The 17,203-nt window shown below is 73.4% G+C and carries 15 protein-coding genes; 14 read left to right on the forward strand and 1 reads right to left on the reverse strand.

The window, feature by feature from the left end; translation table 11 throughout:
• Positions 1-38 precede the first annotated feature (38 nt).
• The gene (gene rarD, locus BLT52_RS14315; RefSeq protein ID WP_197679053.1) at positions 39-980 is read right to left on the reverse strand and encodes an EamA family transporter RarD; all 942 of its coding nucleotides are present in this window, start codon (positions 978-980) and stop codon (positions 39-41) included.
• 689 nt (positions 981-1,669) lie between these two features.
• Between rarD and BLT52_RS14320 the strand changes: the two genes are divergently transcribed.
• The 14 genes from BLT52_RS14320 to aroB all read left to right on the forward strand — a co-directional run bounded on the left by BLT52_RS14320 (position 1,670) and on the right by aroB (position 17,125).
• Positions 1,670-3,865: a right-handed parallel beta-helix repeat-containing protein gene (locus tag BLT52_RS14320; RefSeq protein WP_157677144.1), complete on the forward strand. Its 2,196-nt coding sequence runs from the start codon at positions 1,670-1,672 to the stop codon at positions 3,863-3,865.
• Positions 3,866-4,179: 314 nt separating this feature from the next.
• Positions 4,180-5,982 (forward strand): aspartate--tRNA ligase, encoded by a 1,803-nt coding sequence (gene aspS / locus BLT52_RS14325; RefSeq protein ID WP_090596809.1) that lies wholly within the window; start codon positions 4,180-4,182, stop codon positions 5,980-5,982.
• A gap of 85 nt (positions 5,983-6,067) precedes the next feature.
• Positions 6,068-6,391, forward strand: coding sequence for a hypothetical protein (locus BLT52_RS14330; protein WP_090594514.1), 324 nt, complete (start codon positions 6,068-6,070; stop codon positions 6,389-6,391).
• Between the two features lie 153 nt (positions 6,392-6,544).
• A complete protein-coding gene (locus BLT52_RS14335; protein ID WP_090594516.1) occupies positions 6,545-6,826 on the forward strand; it encodes a hypothetical protein in 282 nt (93 codons plus the stop codon).
• Between the two features lie 16 nt (positions 6,827-6,842).
• Positions 6,843-8,234: a replication-associated recombination protein A gene (locus BLT52_RS14340; RefSeq protein WP_090594517.1), complete on the forward strand. Its 1,392-nt coding sequence runs from the start codon at positions 6,843-6,845 to the stop codon at positions 8,232-8,234.
• Positions 8,235-8,323: 89 nt separating this feature from the next.
• The gene (locus tag BLT52_RS14345; protein ID WP_090594519.1) at positions 8,324-8,725 is read left to right on the forward strand and encodes a DUF948 domain-containing protein; all 402 of its coding nucleotides are present in this window, start codon (positions 8,324-8,326) and stop codon (positions 8,723-8,725) included.
• Positions 8,722-9,030 carry a hypothetical protein gene (locus tag BLT52_RS14350; RefSeq protein ID WP_090594520.1) on the forward strand — a complete coding sequence of 103 codons (309 nt, stop codon included), beginning with the start codon at positions 8,722-8,724 and terminating at the stop codon, positions 9,028-9,030. The genes BLT52_RS14345 and BLT52_RS14350 overlap by 4 nt, the downstream gene beginning before the upstream one ends.
• A gap of 64 nt (positions 9,031-9,094) precedes the next feature.
• Positions 9,095-11,782, forward strand: coding sequence for an alanine--tRNA ligase (alaS, locus tag BLT52_RS14355; RefSeq protein WP_090594522.1), 2,688 nt, complete (start codon positions 9,095-9,097; stop codon positions 11,780-11,782).
• A 7-nt stretch (positions 11,783-11,789) separates the two neighbouring features.
• Positions 11,790-12,263: a Holliday junction resolvase RuvX gene (gene ruvX / locus BLT52_RS14360; protein ID WP_090594523.1), complete on the forward strand. Its 474-nt coding sequence runs from the start codon at positions 11,790-11,792 to the stop codon at positions 12,261-12,263.
• A 77-nt stretch (positions 12,264-12,340) separates the two neighbouring features.
• A complete protein-coding gene (gene mltG / locus BLT52_RS14365; RefSeq protein ID WP_231946642.1) occupies positions 12,341-13,465 on the forward strand; it encodes an endolytic transglycosylase MltG in 1,125 nt (374 codons plus the stop codon).
• 10 nt (positions 13,466-13,475) lie between these two features.
• Positions 13,476-14,303 (forward strand): shikimate dehydrogenase, encoded by an 828-nt coding sequence (locus tag BLT52_RS14370; protein ID WP_090594527.1) that lies wholly within the window; start codon positions 13,476-13,478, stop codon positions 14,301-14,303.
• A gap of 13 nt (positions 14,304-14,316) precedes the next feature.
• On the forward strand, positions 14,317-15,513 hold the full coding sequence (aroC, locus tag BLT52_RS14375; protein ID WP_090594528.1) for a chorismate synthase: 1,197 nt from the start codon (positions 14,317-14,319) through the stop codon (positions 15,511-15,513).
• Entirely contained in the window at positions 15,510-16,055 is a 546-nt protein-coding gene (locus BLT52_RS14380) for a shikimate kinase (protein ID WP_090594530.1), read from the forward strand. Before aroC ends, BLT52_RS14380 begins: the two co-directional genes overlap by 4 nt.
• On the forward strand, positions 16,052-17,125 hold the full coding sequence (aroB, locus tag BLT52_RS14385) for a 3-dehydroquinate synthase (protein WP_090594532.1): 1,074 nt from the start codon (positions 16,052-16,054) through the stop codon (positions 17,123-17,125). The genes BLT52_RS14380 and aroB overlap by 4 nt, the downstream gene beginning before the upstream one ends.
• Positions 17,126-17,203 lie beyond the last annotated feature (78 nt).

The raw sequence follows: 17,203 nt of genomic DNA on the forward strand, positions 1-17,203 counted from the left end.
CCCGCCCCTGCGCCGGCCTCCCGGGACCGGCCAGGACGTCAGCCGGGGACGACGTCGGGGCTGGCGACGCGTGATCGCAGGCTGCGCTGCCTTCGGCCACGCAGCACCATGTCGGTCATCAGCACGAGCAGCGCCGCCCAGACCAGCGCGAACCCGATCCAGCGCACCAGCGGCATCTGCTCCCCGAAGACCCACACCCCGACCACGAACTGCAGCAGCGGTGCCAGGTTCTGCAGCAGCCCGGTCATCGACAACGGGATCCGTCGGGCTCCGGCGCCGAAGAACAGCAGCGGCACCGTGGTCACCAGCCCGGCGCTGACCAGCAGCAGCGCGTGCCCGACCCCCTGCTCGGTGAAGGTGGTGGCCGGGCCCAGCAGCACCAGGGTCAGCACCGCCACCGGGGCCAGCCACATCGTCTCCACCGTGAGGCCGGTGAGGGCGTCGGTCGGGGTGGTCTTCTTCAGCAGCCCGTAGGTGCCGAAGGAGAAGGCCAGCAACAGCGAGATCCACGGCGGCTGGCCGTAGCCGATGGCCAGCACCAGCACGGCCACGACCGAGATCCCGACCGCCACCCAGCGCGCCACGGTGAGTCGCTCGCGCAGGAAGACCACCCCCAGCACCACCGAGATGATCGGGTTGATGAAGTAGCCCAGCGCGGCCTCCACCACGTGGCCGCTGTTCACCGCCACCACGTAGACGGTCCAGTTCACCGCGATCAGCGCGCCGGCCACCCCCAGCACCAACCAGCTGCGTCGGCTCAACGCCCGGAGACCCGCCAGCGGACCGGGTCCGCCGCGTCGCTGCCGCACCCAGCCCAGGACGAGGGCCAGGGCCAGCAGCACCACCAGGCTCCACAGCACCCGGTGCGCCACGATCTCCAGGGCGTCGGCGGTGGCCAGCAGCGCGAAGTACAGCGGCATCGCCCCCCAGAGCACGTAGGCCGCGGTGGTGTAGGCGATCCCGCGACCCTGCGCCTCCACGGCGATCTGGGCACCTTGCGGACGATCGGCTGGGTCGGGGCTGGCCGACGAGGCGGTTCCAGCGGACGGGGTGGAGCTCACCGCTCCATCATCACCCCATCACCTCTGGCAGGCCGCCCTGGCCGCCTGCCGGTCAGTGTGCGGCGCGTCTCGGCCGAGTCCTCCAGGTGGCCATCCACCGCACGTACCCCGTCCGGTGGACGGGTGCTGACTGGCCAGTCGTGGGGCAGGCGGAGCGGGGCGATACGCCCTCTCAGCACCCTCTCAACGCCTTCTCAACAGACGGTACGTCAGCAGCCGACTAGGCCCGAGGGCGGATCTCGGCTACATTCGGCGCGGCCATCCGTCATGGTGGCGCTGCGAGGTGCTTGCTCACTGGACCGTGGGTGCGCGCTCGGGGGACAGCGCTGCCCACCCTGACAGAAGCGAGTCCAACGATGACTACTGCTCCACGTGTACGCCCTGCCCACATCCTGAGACGCGTGCTCCCCAGCGTCCTCACGTGCGGCGCCCTCGCCGTCGGGATCGCCGTCGTCGGCGCCGACGCCGCCAGCGCCGAGGAGGTACGGCTGGCGAGAGACACATTCACCCGTACATCCGCCACGAGCTGGGGTTCGCCTGAGCAGGGAGGCGCTTACCGGCACGTTCTCGGCTCCGGAAGCGTCCAGGTGGGTGGGGGCACCGGGCTCATGCGGCTCGCCGCTGGCAAGAGCGCGCAGGCCCAGTTCGGCGGCGTGAGCAGCCGGGACGGATCGGTCGTGGCCACCTTCGCCGTGGACCGGGTGCCGACGGCTGGCTACGGCACCTACTTCGGTCCGATGCTGCGGGTCTCCGGGCGTGACGGCTACCGCCTCGCGGCGAGGGTCCGCCCGGGTGGTTCCGTCAGTGTCTCGATCGAGCGCCTCAACGGTCCCGCGGGATCGTCCACGCAGCTGGCGACCCGCTCGTCGGTGCTCACCGCCGCCCCCGGCCGCTCGATCTCCCTGCGGCTCACCGCCAGCGGCACGGACCGGGTCGAGCTGAGCGGGTCTGCGTGGCTCACCGGCCAGGCCCAGCCTTCCCCGCAGCTGCAGGCCGCCGACACGTCGGCCCAGCGCATCAGCGCCCCGGGTACCGCGGCACTGTGGTCGCACGTGAACGGCGGCTCGGGCTCGGTGACCGTGGCCGTCGACGAGATCGAGGTGAAAGGCCAGCAGGGCTCCACCACGCCGGCGCCGACCCCCACCCCGGCGCCTCCTGCGTCGTCCACGTCCCTCAGCGCGGCCGGTGCGGCGCCGATCGGCAGCGCCTCCTACCCCGTTCCCGCAGGTGCGGTGTTCGTGTCGCCGAACGGCTCCGACAGTGCGTCCGGGAGCTCGGCTGCGCCGCTGCGCACGCTCGGCCACGCACTCAAGAAGGTGCCCGTGCGCGGCACCGTCGTGCTGCGCGGCGGTCAGTACAACGAGACCGTGCTGGTCGAGCAGAGCAAGCCCGTCACGATCCAGAACTACCCGGGCGAGGCCGCCTGGCTCGACGGTTCCTCGTCGGTGACCGGGTTCACCAGGTCGGGGTCCACGTGGATCAAGGCGGGTTGGAACTACGACTTCGACACCAGCCCCACCCAGGTCCGGGGCGCCGCGGACGGCACGGGGGCCTGGAAGTTCCTCGACGACCGGTACCCGATGGCCGCCCACCCCGACCAGGTCTGGGTCGGTGGCTCGGCCCTGAGGCAGGTCGGATCGGCCTCGGCCGTCACCGCCGGCACCTTCTACGTCGACAGGTCGGGCAACCGCCTGGTGATCGGCAACGACCCCGCTGCCGGCGTCCGCGCGAGCACCCGCCAGGTCGCCATGACGATCACCGCCGACGACACCGTCGTGCGCGGCATCGGCATCCGCCGCTACGCCCCCTCGGTGCCCGACTTCGGCGCCCTCAAGCTCTACGGGGCGGACCGCAGCAGGCTCGAGAACGTCGTGATCACCGAGAACTCGACCCTCGGCATGCAGATCGGGTCGAAGCAGGTGACGCTCAAGGACGTCACCGTCTCGCGCAACGGGCAGCTGGGCATCGGCGGCAACCAGGCCCAGGGGGCCACCCTGGCCAGCGTGCTCGTGGAGCAGAACAACAACGAGCGGTTCAAGGGCGCGCCCAACGCCGGCGGGGCGAAGCTCACCCGGACCGGCGACGCCACGGTGACCGACAGCGTGTTCCGCAACAACTTCGCCACCGGGCTGTGGTTCGACGAGTCGTCCTACAACGTGCGCGTCGGCCACAACGACATGATCGACAACGACCGCCACGGCCTGGTGTTCGAGCTGTCGGACCGGATGGTCTCGGTGAACAACCGGATCCAGGGCAACACCGACACCGGTCTGCTCGTCCTCGACACCAGCAACGTCCGGCTGTGGAACAACACCATCACCGGCTCGAAGCTGCCGGTGCGCATCTCCGAGGGCCCGCGCAACAACGCCGACCCGGTGATCACCGGCGTGACCAAGTCGGTCCAGTTCAGCAACAACGTCGTGGGTGACACCGGCGGGGCCACCTCGGCCGAGGCATGGTGCGGCATCGCCTGCCTCACCGATGACCGCCGCATCTGGACCGCGGCGCAGATGGGCGCGACCTTCAACGGCAACGCCTACTTCCGGACCGCGGGGGACGCCCAGGTGAAGATGCTGGTGCGCTGGGCGGCGGGTTCGGCGGGGACGGCGAACTACGCCGACCTCCAGGCCTTCCGCTCGGCCACGGGACAGGAGAGGGCCGGCGGCACGGTCCAGCCCGGACACGTGGCCGGCAACGGCGAGCTGGCCGACGCGGCCCCCGTCGAGGGTCTCCCGATCCCCAGCGACATCGCCGGCGTCGGTCGCCTGGCCGGGACCGGCCAGAACGTCGGTATCCAGCGCTGACGCCGACCCCACCGGCACGTCGCATCAGACGTGCCGGTGGGGTCGCAGCGGGCTAGAGTGGGGCCCGGACGAGGTGGCGGGGTGACGACCCGCCGGCCGGGAGGCGAACCCGTCCCGCGCGTCCGGCGGACCGACGAGAGGCCGGGGTCCACCCGGCGAAGGTGTGGTGGCACCGCGACCTTGCCCCCGCCCACACCTCCAGGGCTCCCCGTCCCGGGGCGCACCCTCTCCCGGGACGTGTCCCGGAGGCACCCCCTTCGGGACGAGTTCTCGAAGGCGCCCCTTCGGGACGACGACCCGAAAGGACCGTGACCATGATCCGCACCCACGACGCCGGCACCCTGCGCGCAGCGCACGACGGCACCGAAGTCACCCTCGCCGGCTGGGTCGCCCGCCGCCGCGACCACGGAGGAGTGGCCTTCCTGGACCTGCGCGACGCCAGCGGCGTGGTCCAGGTGGTGGTCCGCGACGAGGTCCTCGAGGCCTCCGGCGCCCACGACCTGCGCAACGAGTACTGCGTCAGCGTGACCGGGGTGGTCGGCACCCGGCCCGAGGGCAACGCCAACCCCGACCTGCCCACCGGCGAGATCGAGGTGGCCGTCCGCGAGCTCGAGGTGCTCAACCCGTCCGCGCCGCTGCCCTTCCAGATCGACGAGCGCGTCACGGTGGGGGAGGAGGCCCGGCTCAAGCACCGCTACCTCGACCTGCGCCGGCCCGCGCAGGGCGCGGCGCTGCGGCTGCGCTCCAAGGTCAACCAGGCCGCCCGCGCCGTCCTCGCCGAGCGCGACTTCGTCGAGATCGAGACCCCGACGCTGACCCGCTCCACCCCCGAGGGGGCCCGTGACTTCCTGGTCCCGGCCCGCCTCGCCCCCGGCTCCTGGTACGCCCTGCCGCAGAGCCCGCAGCTGTTCAAGCAGCTGCTGATGGTGGCCGGGATGGAGCGCTACTACCAGATCGCGCGCTGCTACCGCGACGAGGACTTCCGCGCCGACCGGCAGCCCGAGTTCACCCAGCTCGACGTCGAGATGAGCTTCGTCGACCAGGACGACATCATCGAGCTCGGCGAGGAGATCGCCCGGTCCCTCTGGCAGCTGATCGGGGTCGAGCTCAGCACCCCGTTCCCGCGGATGACCTACGCCGAGGCGATGCAGCGCTACGGCACCGACAAGCCCGACCTGCGCTTCGGCCTGGAGCTGACCGACTGCACCGAGTACTTCGCCGGCACCCCCTTCCGGGTGTTCCAGGCCGAGTACGTCGGCGCGGTGGTGATGCCGGGCGGTGGCTCGCAGCCGCGGCGCACCTTCGACGCCTGGCAGGAGTGGGCCAAGCAGCGCGGCGCCAAGGGCCTGGCCTACGTGACGGTGGCCGAGGACGGCACCCTCGGCGGCCCGGTGGCCAAGAACATCTCCGAGGCCGAGGCCGCCGGTCTCGCCGCGCACACGGGCGCCCAGCCGGGGGACTGCATCTTCTTCGGGGCCGGGTCGCCCAAGCAGGCCCGGGCCCTGCTGGGGGCCGCCCGGCTGGAGGTCGGCAAGCGCGTCGGGCTGGTCGACGAGTCCGCCTGGTCCCTTCTGTGGGTGGTGGACGCCCCGCTGTTCGAGCCGTCCGCGGACGCCCGCGCCTCTGGTGACGTGGCCGTCGGTGGCGGCGCGTGGACGGCCGTCCACCACGCCTTCACCTCGCCCAAGCCGGAGTTCGTGGACACCTTCGACACCGACCCGGGTGGCGCGCTGGCCTACGCCTACGACCTGGTCTGCAACGGCAACGAGATCGGCGGCGGCTCGATCCGTATCCACCGCCGCGACGTGCAGGAGCGCGTCTTCGCGGTGATGGGCCTGGCCGAGGAGGAGGCGCAGGAGAAGTTCGGCTTCCTGCTCGACGCCTTCGCCTACGGGGCCCCGCCGCACGGCGGCATCGCCTTCGGCTGGGACCGGATCGTGGCCCTGCTGGCCGGTGCGGACTCGATCCGCGAGGTGATCGCCTTCCCGAAGTCCGGCGGCGGCTACGACCCGCTGACCGCGGCCCCGGCGCCGATCACCGCCCAGCAACGCAAGGAGGCCGGGGTGGACGCCCGCCCCACCGCCGCGCCCGCTGCCGCGGCGCCCACCGCCGGCTGAGCAGGGAGGTCCGCGACCTCGGTGTGTGCCATGCTCCACGCCACACACCGAGGTCAGCTCGGTGTCCTCTGCAGAACGGATACGCATGAGCGCCTACGACGCCTCCGCAGCACCAGCCGGGAGCAGCTACCCGGGGAAGGGTCTGGGGATCGCCGGGCTCATCACGTCGGTCTTCTGCGGGGGTCTGATCGGTCTGATCCTGAGCATCGTGGCCTACCGCCAGTCCAAGAAGGCCGGGGTGAAGAACAACATCGCCCTCGCCGGCATCGTCGTCGGTGCGCTCGTCCTCGTCCTGGTCATCATCGGCTGGGCCGTGGGCGGTGCCGCCCTCTTCGGCGTCTACCAGGCCTGCCAGGAGCTCGGACCCGGCGTCCACGAGGTCGACGGCGTGCAGTACACCTGCGGCTGAGCCGCGGCGGGCGGCGCCGGCGCTGCTGTGGCACGATGCTGCGAACCGACCGGCGGAGGAATGATGAGCACCCCCCAGCGACCAGAGCCCCTCCCGGGCGGCCCAGGTCAGGATCACCCGGGTGGTGGCGGTGACCCAGCCGACCCCGGCCGCGTGCTGGGCATCCTCGGGCTGGTCACCGCGTTCACCTGCTTCGGCGTGGTCGGTCTGGTGGTCAGCGTCGTGGCCTGGCGCCGCTCCCGACGGGCCGGGTTCGCGAACACCGTCGCGCTGCTGGGGATCGTGGCCGGGGCCGTGCTCACCCTCTGCTGGCTGGTGGTCGGCGGGTTCACCCTGTTCACCTCGCTGCTGCTGGACGAGGCGATGACCAACGGCTGCGAGGTGCTCGGCCCGGGCACCCACGAGCTCGACGACGTCCGCTACGACTGCCCGTGACCCGGGAGCACCAGGCATGACCGAGGACCTGTTCGGGACCACCGAGCCCGAGCCGTCCGGCACGGGCGGCGGCAGCCTGGGCGGGGCCGGCCACGGCCGCACCCCGCTCGCGGTGCGGATGCGCCCCACCACCGTCGACGAGATCGTCGGCCAGCAGCACCTGCTCGGCCCCGGCGCCCCGCTGCGCCGGCTGGCCTCGGGCGAGGCCGCCATGTCGGTGTTCCTCTGGGGGCCGCCGGGGGTCGGCAAGACCACCATCGCCTCGGTGGTCAGCCGCTCCACCGCCTCCCGCTTCGTCGAGGTCTCCGCGGTCACCGCCGGGGTGAAGGAGGTCCGCGCCGTCCTGGACCAGGCCCGCCGCGAGCTGGCCCGCGGCACCAGCACCGTGCTCTTCGTCGACGAGGTGCACCGCTTCTCCAAGGCCCAGCAGGACGTCCTGCTGCCCGCGGTGGAGAACCGCCTGGTCACCCTCATCGCGGCCACCACCGAGAACCCGTCGTTCTCGGTGATCTCCCCGCTGCTCTCCCGCTCGCTGCTGCTCACCCTCCGCCCGCTCACCGACGAGGACGTCTCCGGGCTGCTGGACCGGGCCCTCACCGACCCCCGCGGGCTCCGCACCGCCACGGACGGCCTCTTCACCCTCACCGAGGACGCCCGCGCGGACCTGCTGCGGATGTCCGGCGGGGACGCCCGCCGGGCCCTGACGTACCTGGAGGAGGCCGCCGCGGGGGCCGAGACCACCGGTGGCGACGTGATCGACACCGCGGTGCTCGAGCAGGCCGTGGACCGGGCGGCGGTGCGCTACGACCGCGACGGCGACCAGCACTACGACGTGATCAGCGCCTTCATCAAGTCCCTGCGCGGTTCCGACGTCCAGGCCGGGCTGCACTACCTGGCCCGGATGCTCACCGCCGGCGAGGACGCCCGTTTCATCGCCCGCCGGCTGGTGATCCTGGCCAGCGAGGACATCGGGATGGCCGACCCCACCGTGCTGCCGCTGTGCGTGGCCGCTGCCCAGGCCGTCCAGCTGATCGGGATGCCGGAGGCCCGGATCAACCTGGCCCACGCCGTGGTGGCCTGCGCGATGGCGCCCAAGTCCAACGCCGCCTACGCCGGGCTCGGCGCCGCGATGGCCGACGTCGCGGCCGGTCGGATCGGGCAGGTGCCGGCGCACCTGCGCGACGCGCACTACCCAGGGGCCAAGCAGCTCGGGCACGGTGAGGGCTACGTCTACAGCCACGACGTCGAGCCGCACGGGGTGGCCGCCCAGCAGTACCTGCCCGACGAGCTGGTCGGATCCCGCTACTACGAACCGACCACCCACGGCGCGGAGGCCCACGTCGCCGCCCGTCTGGAGCGGCTCGAGGAGCTCCTCGGTCGCGACCCCGGACCGCGCCGCGGCGCGTAGTTCGGTGCCGGAGGAGCACCTGCACTAGGCTCGTGGCCGGTCGCCCGACGGGCCGGCCGAGCACGGACGCACAGACGGAGGAGCCGGAGATGGAGTTCACCCTGGGCAGCATCGCGGGCATGATCGCCGCCCTGGCCTTCGTGGCCCTGGTGGGCATCATCGCCGTGCCGATGTTCAAGCTGGGCCGCGTGCTCGAGGAGACCCGGCTGGCCGTCCGCGACATCGGCAACGGGACCACCCCGATCCTGAGCGAGCTGCAGGGCACCGTCCGCGGGGTCAACGCCGAGCTCGAGAAGGTCGGCGTGGTCACCGAGGACGCCGCCCGCGTGACCGGGCACGCCACCGTGGTCAGCGAGAACGCCGCCCAGCTGGCCACCCTGTTCAGCGCCACCCTCGGCGGGCCGCTGGTCCGCACCGCCGCGATCAGCTACGGCGTCCGCCAGGCGCTCAAGGGCCGCGGCGGCCGTCGCAGCGGAGGGACCGGACGATGATCGGCCGCTTCCTCTTCTTCGTCCTGGGCACCCTGCTCGGGGTCTTCCTCGTCCTGAAGCTGCGCGACCTGCTGCGCCAGGCCACCCCCGAGGCCGTCTCGGAGAAGGTCGGCGAGCGCGTCGGCCAGGCCCGCGAGGGTCTCGGTGAGCGGATCAACGAGTTCAGCGAGACGTTCTCCGCCGCCATGAAGGAGCGCGAGAGCGAGCTGCGCGACGCCCTCGGCATGGAGGACGGCAGCACCGAGGCCTCCGCAGAGGTCGGACCGGTCGAGCAGACCGGGGCCCGGCGAGCCGCCGGGCGCTGAGCCGCGCCCGCGACCAGCGCTCCCTCGCCCCGAACCCCGACCAGCCCCGAGGAACCACAGACCCATGAAGACCGCAGAGATCCGTCAGCGATTCCTGGACTTCTTCGCCGAGCGCGGGCACCTCGTCCAGCCCTCGGCGTCGCTGCTCTACAACGACCCCACCCTGCTGTTCGTCAACGCCGGCATGGTGCCGATGAAGCCCTACTTCCTCGGCTCCGAGCAGCCCCCCGCCCCGCGGGTGACCACCGTCCAGAAGTGCGTCCGGACCCTCGACATCGAGGAGGTCGGCAAGACCACCCGGCACGGCACCTTCTTCCAGATGAACGGCAACTTCTCCTTCGGCGACTACTTCAAGGCCGAGGCGATCCGCTACGCCTGGGACCTGGTCACCGGCCCGGTGGACGGTGGCGGGTTCGGCTTCGACCCCGACCGCATCTGGGTCACCGTGCTCGGCCCCGGCCTGCACCCGGACTACCCCGACGGTGACGCCGAGGCCGTCGCGCACTGGCGCTCGGTCGGTGTCCCGGCCGAGCACATCCAGCCCCGCGGCCTCAAGGACAACTACTGGCACATGGGCGTCCCCGGCCCGGGCGGCCCGTGCAGCGAGATCTACGTCGACCGCGGACCCGAGCACGGCCGCGACGGCGGGCCCGAGGCCGACGAGGACCGGTTCCTGGAGATCTGGAACCTGGTCTTCATGCAGCAGGAGCTGTCCGAGGTCCGCGCCAAGGACGACTTCGACGTCGCCCGGCCGCTGCCCGAGCCCAACATCGACACCGGGATGGGTCTGGAGCGGGTCGCCTTCCTGCTGCAGGGGGTGGACAACCTCTACGAGATCGACGAGGTCTACCCCGTCATCCAACGCGCCTCGGAGCTGTCCGGTCGCCGCTACGGCGCCGACCCCGAGGACGACGTCCGGCTCCGGGTGGTGGCCGACCACATCCGCTCCGCGCTGATGCTGATGACCGACGGCGTCACCCCCGGCAACGAGGCCCGCGGCTACGTGCTGCGCCGACTGCTGCGCCGCAGCGTCCGGGCGATGCGCCTGCTCGGCGTGGAGGACCGGGTGCTGCCCGAGCTGCTGCCGGTCAGCCGGGACCTGATGAGCGCCTCCTACCCGGAGGTCACCGGCGCCTGGGAGCGGGTCAGCCAGAACGCCTACGCCGAGGAGGACGCGTTCCGGCGCACCCTCACCGCCGGCACCCAGATCTTCGACCAGGCGGTCAGCCGGGCCCGCGGCGAGCGCCGCGACACCCTGGCCGGGGACCAGGTGTTCCAGCTCCACGACACCTACGGCTTCCCCTACGACCTGACCCTGGAGATGGCCTCGGAGGCCGGGCTCCAGGTCGACCGCGAGGGCTTCCGGACGCTGATGGAGGAGCAGCGCGACCGGGCCAAGGCCGACGCCAAGGCCAAGAAGGGCGGCGCCGTCGACACCGAGGCCTACCGCGGGCTCCGCGGCGCCGGGGAGACCACCTTCCTCGGCTACAGCGACCTCTCCGGTGAGACCACCGTCCGCGGGATCGTGGCCGACGGGGCGAACCGCCCCAGCGCGGGGGAGGGGGAGCTGGTCGAGCTGGTGCTCGAGCAGACCCCGTTCTACCCCGAGTCCGGTGGCCAGGACGCCGACACCGGCGAGATCCTCTCCGACGGCTTCCGCGCCGAGGTGCTGGACGTCCAGCGCCCGCTGCCCGGGCTGATCACCCACCGGGTGCGGGTCACCTTCGGCGAGGTCACCGTCGGGGCCCGGGTCCGCACCCAGGTCGACGCGGCCGCCCGGATGGACAGCTGCCGGGCGCACTCGGCCACCCACGTGGTGCACGCCGCGCTGCGCCAGCTGCTGGGCCCGACCGCGGTCCAGGCCGGCTCCTACAACCGTCCCGGCTACCTCCGCTTCGACTTCAACGCCACCCAGTCGCTGACCCCGGGGCTGCGTGAGGAGGTCGAGGGCGTCTCCAACGAGGCGATCCGCTCCGACCTGCAGGTGACCGCCACCGAGATGGGTCTGCAGCAGGCCAAGGACCTCGGCGCGATGGCCATGTTCGGGGAGAAGTACGGCGACGTGGTGCGGATGGTCGAGATGGGCGGGCCCTGGTCGCGCGAGCTGTGCGGTGGCACCCACGTGGAGAGCTCGGCCCAGATCGGGCTGCTGACCCTGACCGCGGAGTCCTCCGTGGGCTCGGGCGTGCGCCGGGTCGAGGCCTTCGTGGGGGCCGACGCCTTCTCGCACCTGGCCAGGGAGCGGGCCATGGTGAACAACCTGGCCGACCTGCTCAAGGTGCAACCCGAGCAGCTGCCCGAGCGGGTGGAGCGGCTGGTGTCCTCGCTCAGGGCCGCGGAGAAGGAGATCGCCGCGGTGCGCACCGCCCAGCTGCTGGCGCGCGCGGACGACTTCGCCCGCGAGGCCACCGACGTGGCCGGCACCGCCTTCGTCGGGCGCCGGGTCGAGGGCGTCACCGGCGGTGACCTGCGCACCCTGGCCCTGGACGTCCGCAGCCGGCTCGGTGAGCGTCCCGGCGTGGTCGCCCTGGTCGGCGGCAGCGCCGACAAGGTGGCGCTGGTGGTGGCCACCACCGCCGCGGCCCGCGAGCGCGGCTCCGACGCCGGCAAGCTGGTCGGGGTCGGCGCACCCCGGGTCGGCGGGCGCGGTGGCGGCAAGGCCGACGTGGCCCAGGGCGGCGGCACCGACCCCTCGGGCGCGGACGCGGCGCTGGCCGCGATCGAGCAGGCGCTCGCCGGGCAGCTCCGCTGAGCCGCCGGTGAGGACGGGGGTCCGGCTCGGGCTGGACTGGGGCAAGGCCCGGATCGGGGTGGCCCGCTGCGACGCGGCGGGCACCCTGGCCTTCCCGGTCACCACCGTCCGCGCCGGCCGCGACGCCTACGCCGAGGTGGCCGCCCTGGTCGCCGAGCACGAGGCGGTCGAGGTGGTGCTCGGGCTCCCGCTGGCCCTGGACGGCACCGAGGCCCGAGCCGCCACCGACGTCCGCGACCACGCCGTCCGGCTGGCCCGCCGGCTGGAGGTCCCGGTCCGGCTGGTCGACGAGCGGCTGAGCACCGTCCAGGCCAGCCGCGGGATGCGCTCGGCCGGGCGGGACTCCCGCGCTCAGCGGGCCCTGATCGACCAGGCCGCGGCGGTGGAGATCCTGGAGCGGGCCCTGGACGCCGAGCGCCGCAGCGGGCGTCCGCCCGGGGAGCTGCTGGCGCCGCGGCCCGACGCGCCGCCACCCGCCTGAGGTGAACGGTCCCGGGGACCGCGTCCCGGCGCGGGTACGCTGAACGCCGACCGACCAGGAGGCAGCCCCGCGTGAGCATGATGGACACCGACCGGACCCGGCGCCGGGAGATCTGGCACCGGGTCAAGGGCTACCTCGCCGTCGCCGTCTCGCTGGCCCTGCTGATCGGGGGCGGGGTCTTCGTCTTCAACCAGGTCGAGCGCCGCGTCACCGGCATCTTCACCGCCGCCATCGCCGAGGACTACGAGGGCGAGGGCGAGGAGGACATCGAGATCGAGATCCCCCAGGGCAGCTCGCTGACCGTGATCGGGGAGATCCTGGTCGACGCCGACGTCGTGGCCTCCCAGGAGGCCTGGCAGGCCGCGGTCGCCGCCGACGACGCCTCCAGCACGGTCCAGGCCGGCACCTACCGGGTGCGCACCCAGGTGCCCGCGGCCACCGCGCTGGACATGCTGCTGGACACCTCCCGGCTCGTGGTCACCCGCGTCACCGTGCCCGAGGGGCTGACGCTGGAGAAGCAGGTCGAGGCACTGACCGCGTCGGGGATCGACGAGGAGGACTTCGAGAAGGCCCTCGACGACCCGGAGGAGCTGAAGCTGGTCGGCTACGCCGACGACTCCCCGGAGGGCTTCCTCTTCCCCGACACCTACGACTTCGACGACGACACGACCGCCGAGGAGCTGCTCAACCAGATGGCCGAGCGCTACGGCGACGTGGCCGACGACCTCGACTTCAAGGGCGCCTCGGAGGACCTGGACGTCAGCCAGCGCGACATCGCCATCGTGGCCTCGATCATCGACCGGGAGGTCACCATCCCCGAGGACCGGGCGAAGGTGTCCCGGGTGATCTACAACCGTCTCGACGAGGGCATGCGGCTCCAGTTCGACTCCACCGTCTACTACGCCACCGGCATCTACCCGCCCGAGCAGCAGCCCGCCGGCGCCTTCGACGCCACCGGCCCGCCGGAGAGCGACTACAACACCTACAAGGTCGACGGCCTCCCCGCCGGCCCGATCTCCGCCCCCGGCCGGGCGGCGATGGAGGCTGCCGCCGCCCCCGCCGACGGCGACTGGCTGTACTTCGTGACCGTCAACTTCGAGACCGGGGAGACCCGTTTCACCGCCGACCCGGCCGAGCACGAGCGCAACGTCGCCGAGTGGCGGCAGTGGTGCGAGGCCAACGGCAACCCCTCGGGCTGCTGAGCGGGCCCCGGTGACCCCCCGCGTCTGCGCGGTGCTCGGCGACCCGATCGAGCACTCGCTCTCCCCGGTGCTGCACCGGGCGGCCTACCGCGAGCTCGGCCTGGACTGGGAGTACCAGCGCCACCGCGTGGACGCCGCCGGGCTCCCGGCGTTCGTGGCCGGGCTGGACGACCGCTGGCGCGGGCTGTCGCTGACCATGCCGCTCAAGGAGGCCGTCCTCGCCCTGGGTGAGGCCGACGACGTGGTGCGTGCGGTCGGCGCCGCCAACACCCTGCTGCTGGGGGAGCGCCCGCTGGTCCGCAACACCGACGTCGGCGGGCTGCAGCAGGCGCTGCGCGCGGTGGGGGTCGAGTCCGTCGGGACCGCCCTGCTGCTCGGCACCGGCGCCACCGCCCGCTCCTCGGTGGCCGCGCTCTGCGCGCTCGGGGCCACCCGCCTGGTGGTGGTGGCCCGCAGCCCGGGGAAGGCCCAGCCGCTGGCCGCGATGGCGGCCTCCCAGGGCGCCACGCTCGACGTCCTGCCCTGGGCCGCGGCGGTGGCCGACGGGCACCTGCCCGCGGCCGACGTGTGCGTCTCCACCGTGGTGGCTGGCGCCGCCGACGAGCTGGCCCCGGCCGCCGTCGCCGCCTGCGACGTCGTCTTCGACGTGCTCTACGACCCCTGGCCGACCGTGCTGGCCCAGACGGCGGCCGACGCGGGGCTGGCCGTGGTCAGCGGGCTGGACCTGCTGGTGCACCAGGCCGTGCTGCAGGTCCGGCTGATGACCGGCAGCACCGTCGACGCCGGCGTGCTGCTGTCTGCCGGTCGGGAAGCGATCGGCGCGCGACGGCCGAGGTGAGAGACTGCGGCCCATGCTCCGCTACCTGACCGCAGGCGAGTCCCACGGCCCGGCCCTGGTGGCCACCGTCGACGGGCTCCCCGCCCACGTCCGGATCACCAGTGCCGACATCGCCGACGCCCTGGCCCGCCGCCGGCTCGGCTTCGGCCGTGGCGCCCGGATGAAGTTCGAGGCCGACCAGGTGACCATCCTCGGCGGGGTCCGCCACGGGGAGACCCTCGGCTCGCCGGTGGCGGTGCAGATCGGCAACACCGAGTGGCCCAAGTGGGAGCAGGTGATGTCGGCCGACCCGGTCGACCCCGAGGTGCTGGCCGGGCTGGCCCGCAACGCCGCCCTGACCCGTCCCCGTCCCGGCCACGCCGACCTGGCCGGGATGCAGAAGTACGCCTTCGACGAGGCCCGCCCGGTGCTCGAGCGCGCCTCGGCCCGCGAGACCGCCGCCCGGGTGGCCATCGGCGCGGTGGCCCGCGCCTTCCTCGAGCAGGCCGTCGGCATCACCCTGCTCAGCCACGTCACCGAGCTCGGCCCGGTCCGGGCGCCGGTGGGCCCGCTGCCCACCATCGCCGACCTGGCCGCCATCGACGCCGACCCGGTGCGCTGCTTCTCACCCGAGGGCAGCGCCGCCATGGTGGCCGAGGTGGAGGCCTGCCAGAAGGCCGGCGACACCCTCGGCGGGGTGGTCGAGGTGGTCGCCTGGGGGCTCCCGCCGGGTCTGGGCTCCCACGTGCACGGGGACCGGCGCCTGGACGCCCGGCTGGCCGGTGCGTTGATGGGCATCCAGGCCATCAAGGGCGTCGAGCTGGGTGACGGCTTCGAGCTGGCCCGCACCCGCGGCAGCCTGGCCCACGACGAGATCGTCCCCGGTCCAGACGGCATCTCCCGGACCAGCGGCCGCTCCGGCGGCACCGAGGGTGGCATGAGCACCGGTGAGGTGCTCCGGGTCCGCGCGGCGATGAAGCCCATCGCGACCGTCCCGCGGGCCCTGCGCACCGTGGACACCGTCACCGGTGAGGCGGCGGTGGCCCACCACCAGCGCTCCGACGTCGCCGCGGTGCCCGCCGCCGGCGTGGTGGCCGAGGCGATGGTCGCCCTGGTGCTGGCCGAGGTCGTGCTGGAGAAGTTCGGCGGGGACTCGGTGGCCGAGGTGGCCCGCAACCACCGGGCCTACCTGGCCGACGTCGAGGCACGCGGCCTGCGGATCGGCTCGTGACCGGGACGGTCCTGGACCGGGTGGTGCTGATCGGGGCGCCCGGGTCGGGCAAGAGCGCCGTCGGCGCCCTGCTGGCCCAGCGGCTGGGGACCACCCACCACGACGTCGACACGGCGATCGAGGAGCAGCAGCAGACCAGCATCGCCGAGATCTTCGCCGACCGCGGTGAGGCCTCGTTCCGGCGGCTGGAGGTGGAGGCCACGGCCGAGGCGCTGCGGCACGGCGGCGTGGTCTCCCTCGGCGGCGGCGCCCCGCTGGCCGAGGAGACCCGGGCCAACCTCCGGGGCGAGACCGTCGTCTGGCTCCAGGTGTCCGCCCCGGTCGCCGCCGACCGGGTCGGGCTGAACGTCGCCCGCCCGCTGCTGCTGGGCAACGTCCGCGGCCGGCTGATGAGCCTGCTCAAGGAGCGGCAGCCGGTCTACGCCGCGACCGCGACCCACGCGGTCGACACCGACGGCCGCACCCCCGCCGAGGTGGTCGAGGAGGTGCTGGCCCTGCTCGTCCCGGACGAGGTGGCCGGCGCCCCGGAGGAGGGCTCGTGAGGACGGTGGAGATCGCCGCCGAGCGTCCCTACCGGGTCCGGGTCGGCGCCGGGGCCCGGCACGAGCTGGGCGGGCTGCTGGAGGGGGTCGAGCGGGTCGCCGTGCTCCACCCCGCCGTGCTGAGCGACCGGGTGACCGAGCTCGTGGCCGGGCTCGACGCCCGGGTGACTCCGGTGGTGCTGCCCGACGCCGAGCGGGCCAAGACCGCCGAGGTCCTCACCTCCTGCTGGGACGCCCTGGCCGCGGCCGGCTTCACCCGCTCCGACGTCGTGGTGGGGGTTGGCGGGGGAGCGACCACCGACCTCGCCGGCTTCGTGGCCGCCACGATGCTGCGCGGGATCGGTTTCGTCACCGTGCCCACCACCGTGCTCGGCATGGTCGACGCCGCCGTCGGGGGCAAGACCGGGATCAACCTCCCTGCGGGCAAGAACCTGGTCGGCGCGTTCCACGAGCCGCTCGGGGTGCTCTGCGACCTGGAGCTGCTGGAGGGGCTGCCGGTGGAGGACGTCCGCGCCGGGCTGGCCGAGGTGCTCAAGTGCGGCTTCGTCGCGGACCCCGAGATCCTGCGGCTGGTCGAGGAGGACCCGGTCGACGCCGTCGACGTCACCTCCCCCCGGCTGGCCGAGCTGGTCAGCCGGGGGATCGAGGTCAAGGCCGGCGCGATCGCCGGCGACCTGCGCGAGGCCACCTCCACGGGAGGCCGGATCGGCCGGGAGCTGGTGAACTACGGCCACACCTTCGGCCACGCCCTGGAGCGGGCGGAGTCCTACCGGTGGCGTCACGGCGACGCGGTCAGCGTCGGCATGGTCTACGTCGCCGAGCTGGCCGAGGTGGTGGGGCTGCAGCCGGCCGCGCTGCGGGACCGTCACCGTGAGGTGCTGTCCGCTCTCGGGCTCCCCACCCGCTACTCCGGTGCCGGGTTCGAGGAGCTGCTGGCCGGGATGCGGCTGGACAAGAAGACCCGCGGCAGCACGCTGCGCTTCGTCGCCCTGGAGGAGCTGGCCCGTCCGGTGATCCTCACCGGCCCGGAGGAGTCGGACCTGCGCGAGGCGCACCGCCGGATCGGCTGATCGGCGTCCCAAACAGATCCTTCGTCCACGTCACCCTCGCGGGAGGATCCTCGACCCCTCCCGACCGCGGCTCTAGGG

Source organism: Auraticoccus monumenti, from assembly GCF_900101785.1.
GTDB classification, from domain to species: Bacteria; Actinomycetota; Actinomycetes; order Propionibacteriales; family Propionibacteriaceae; genus Auraticoccus; species Auraticoccus monumenti.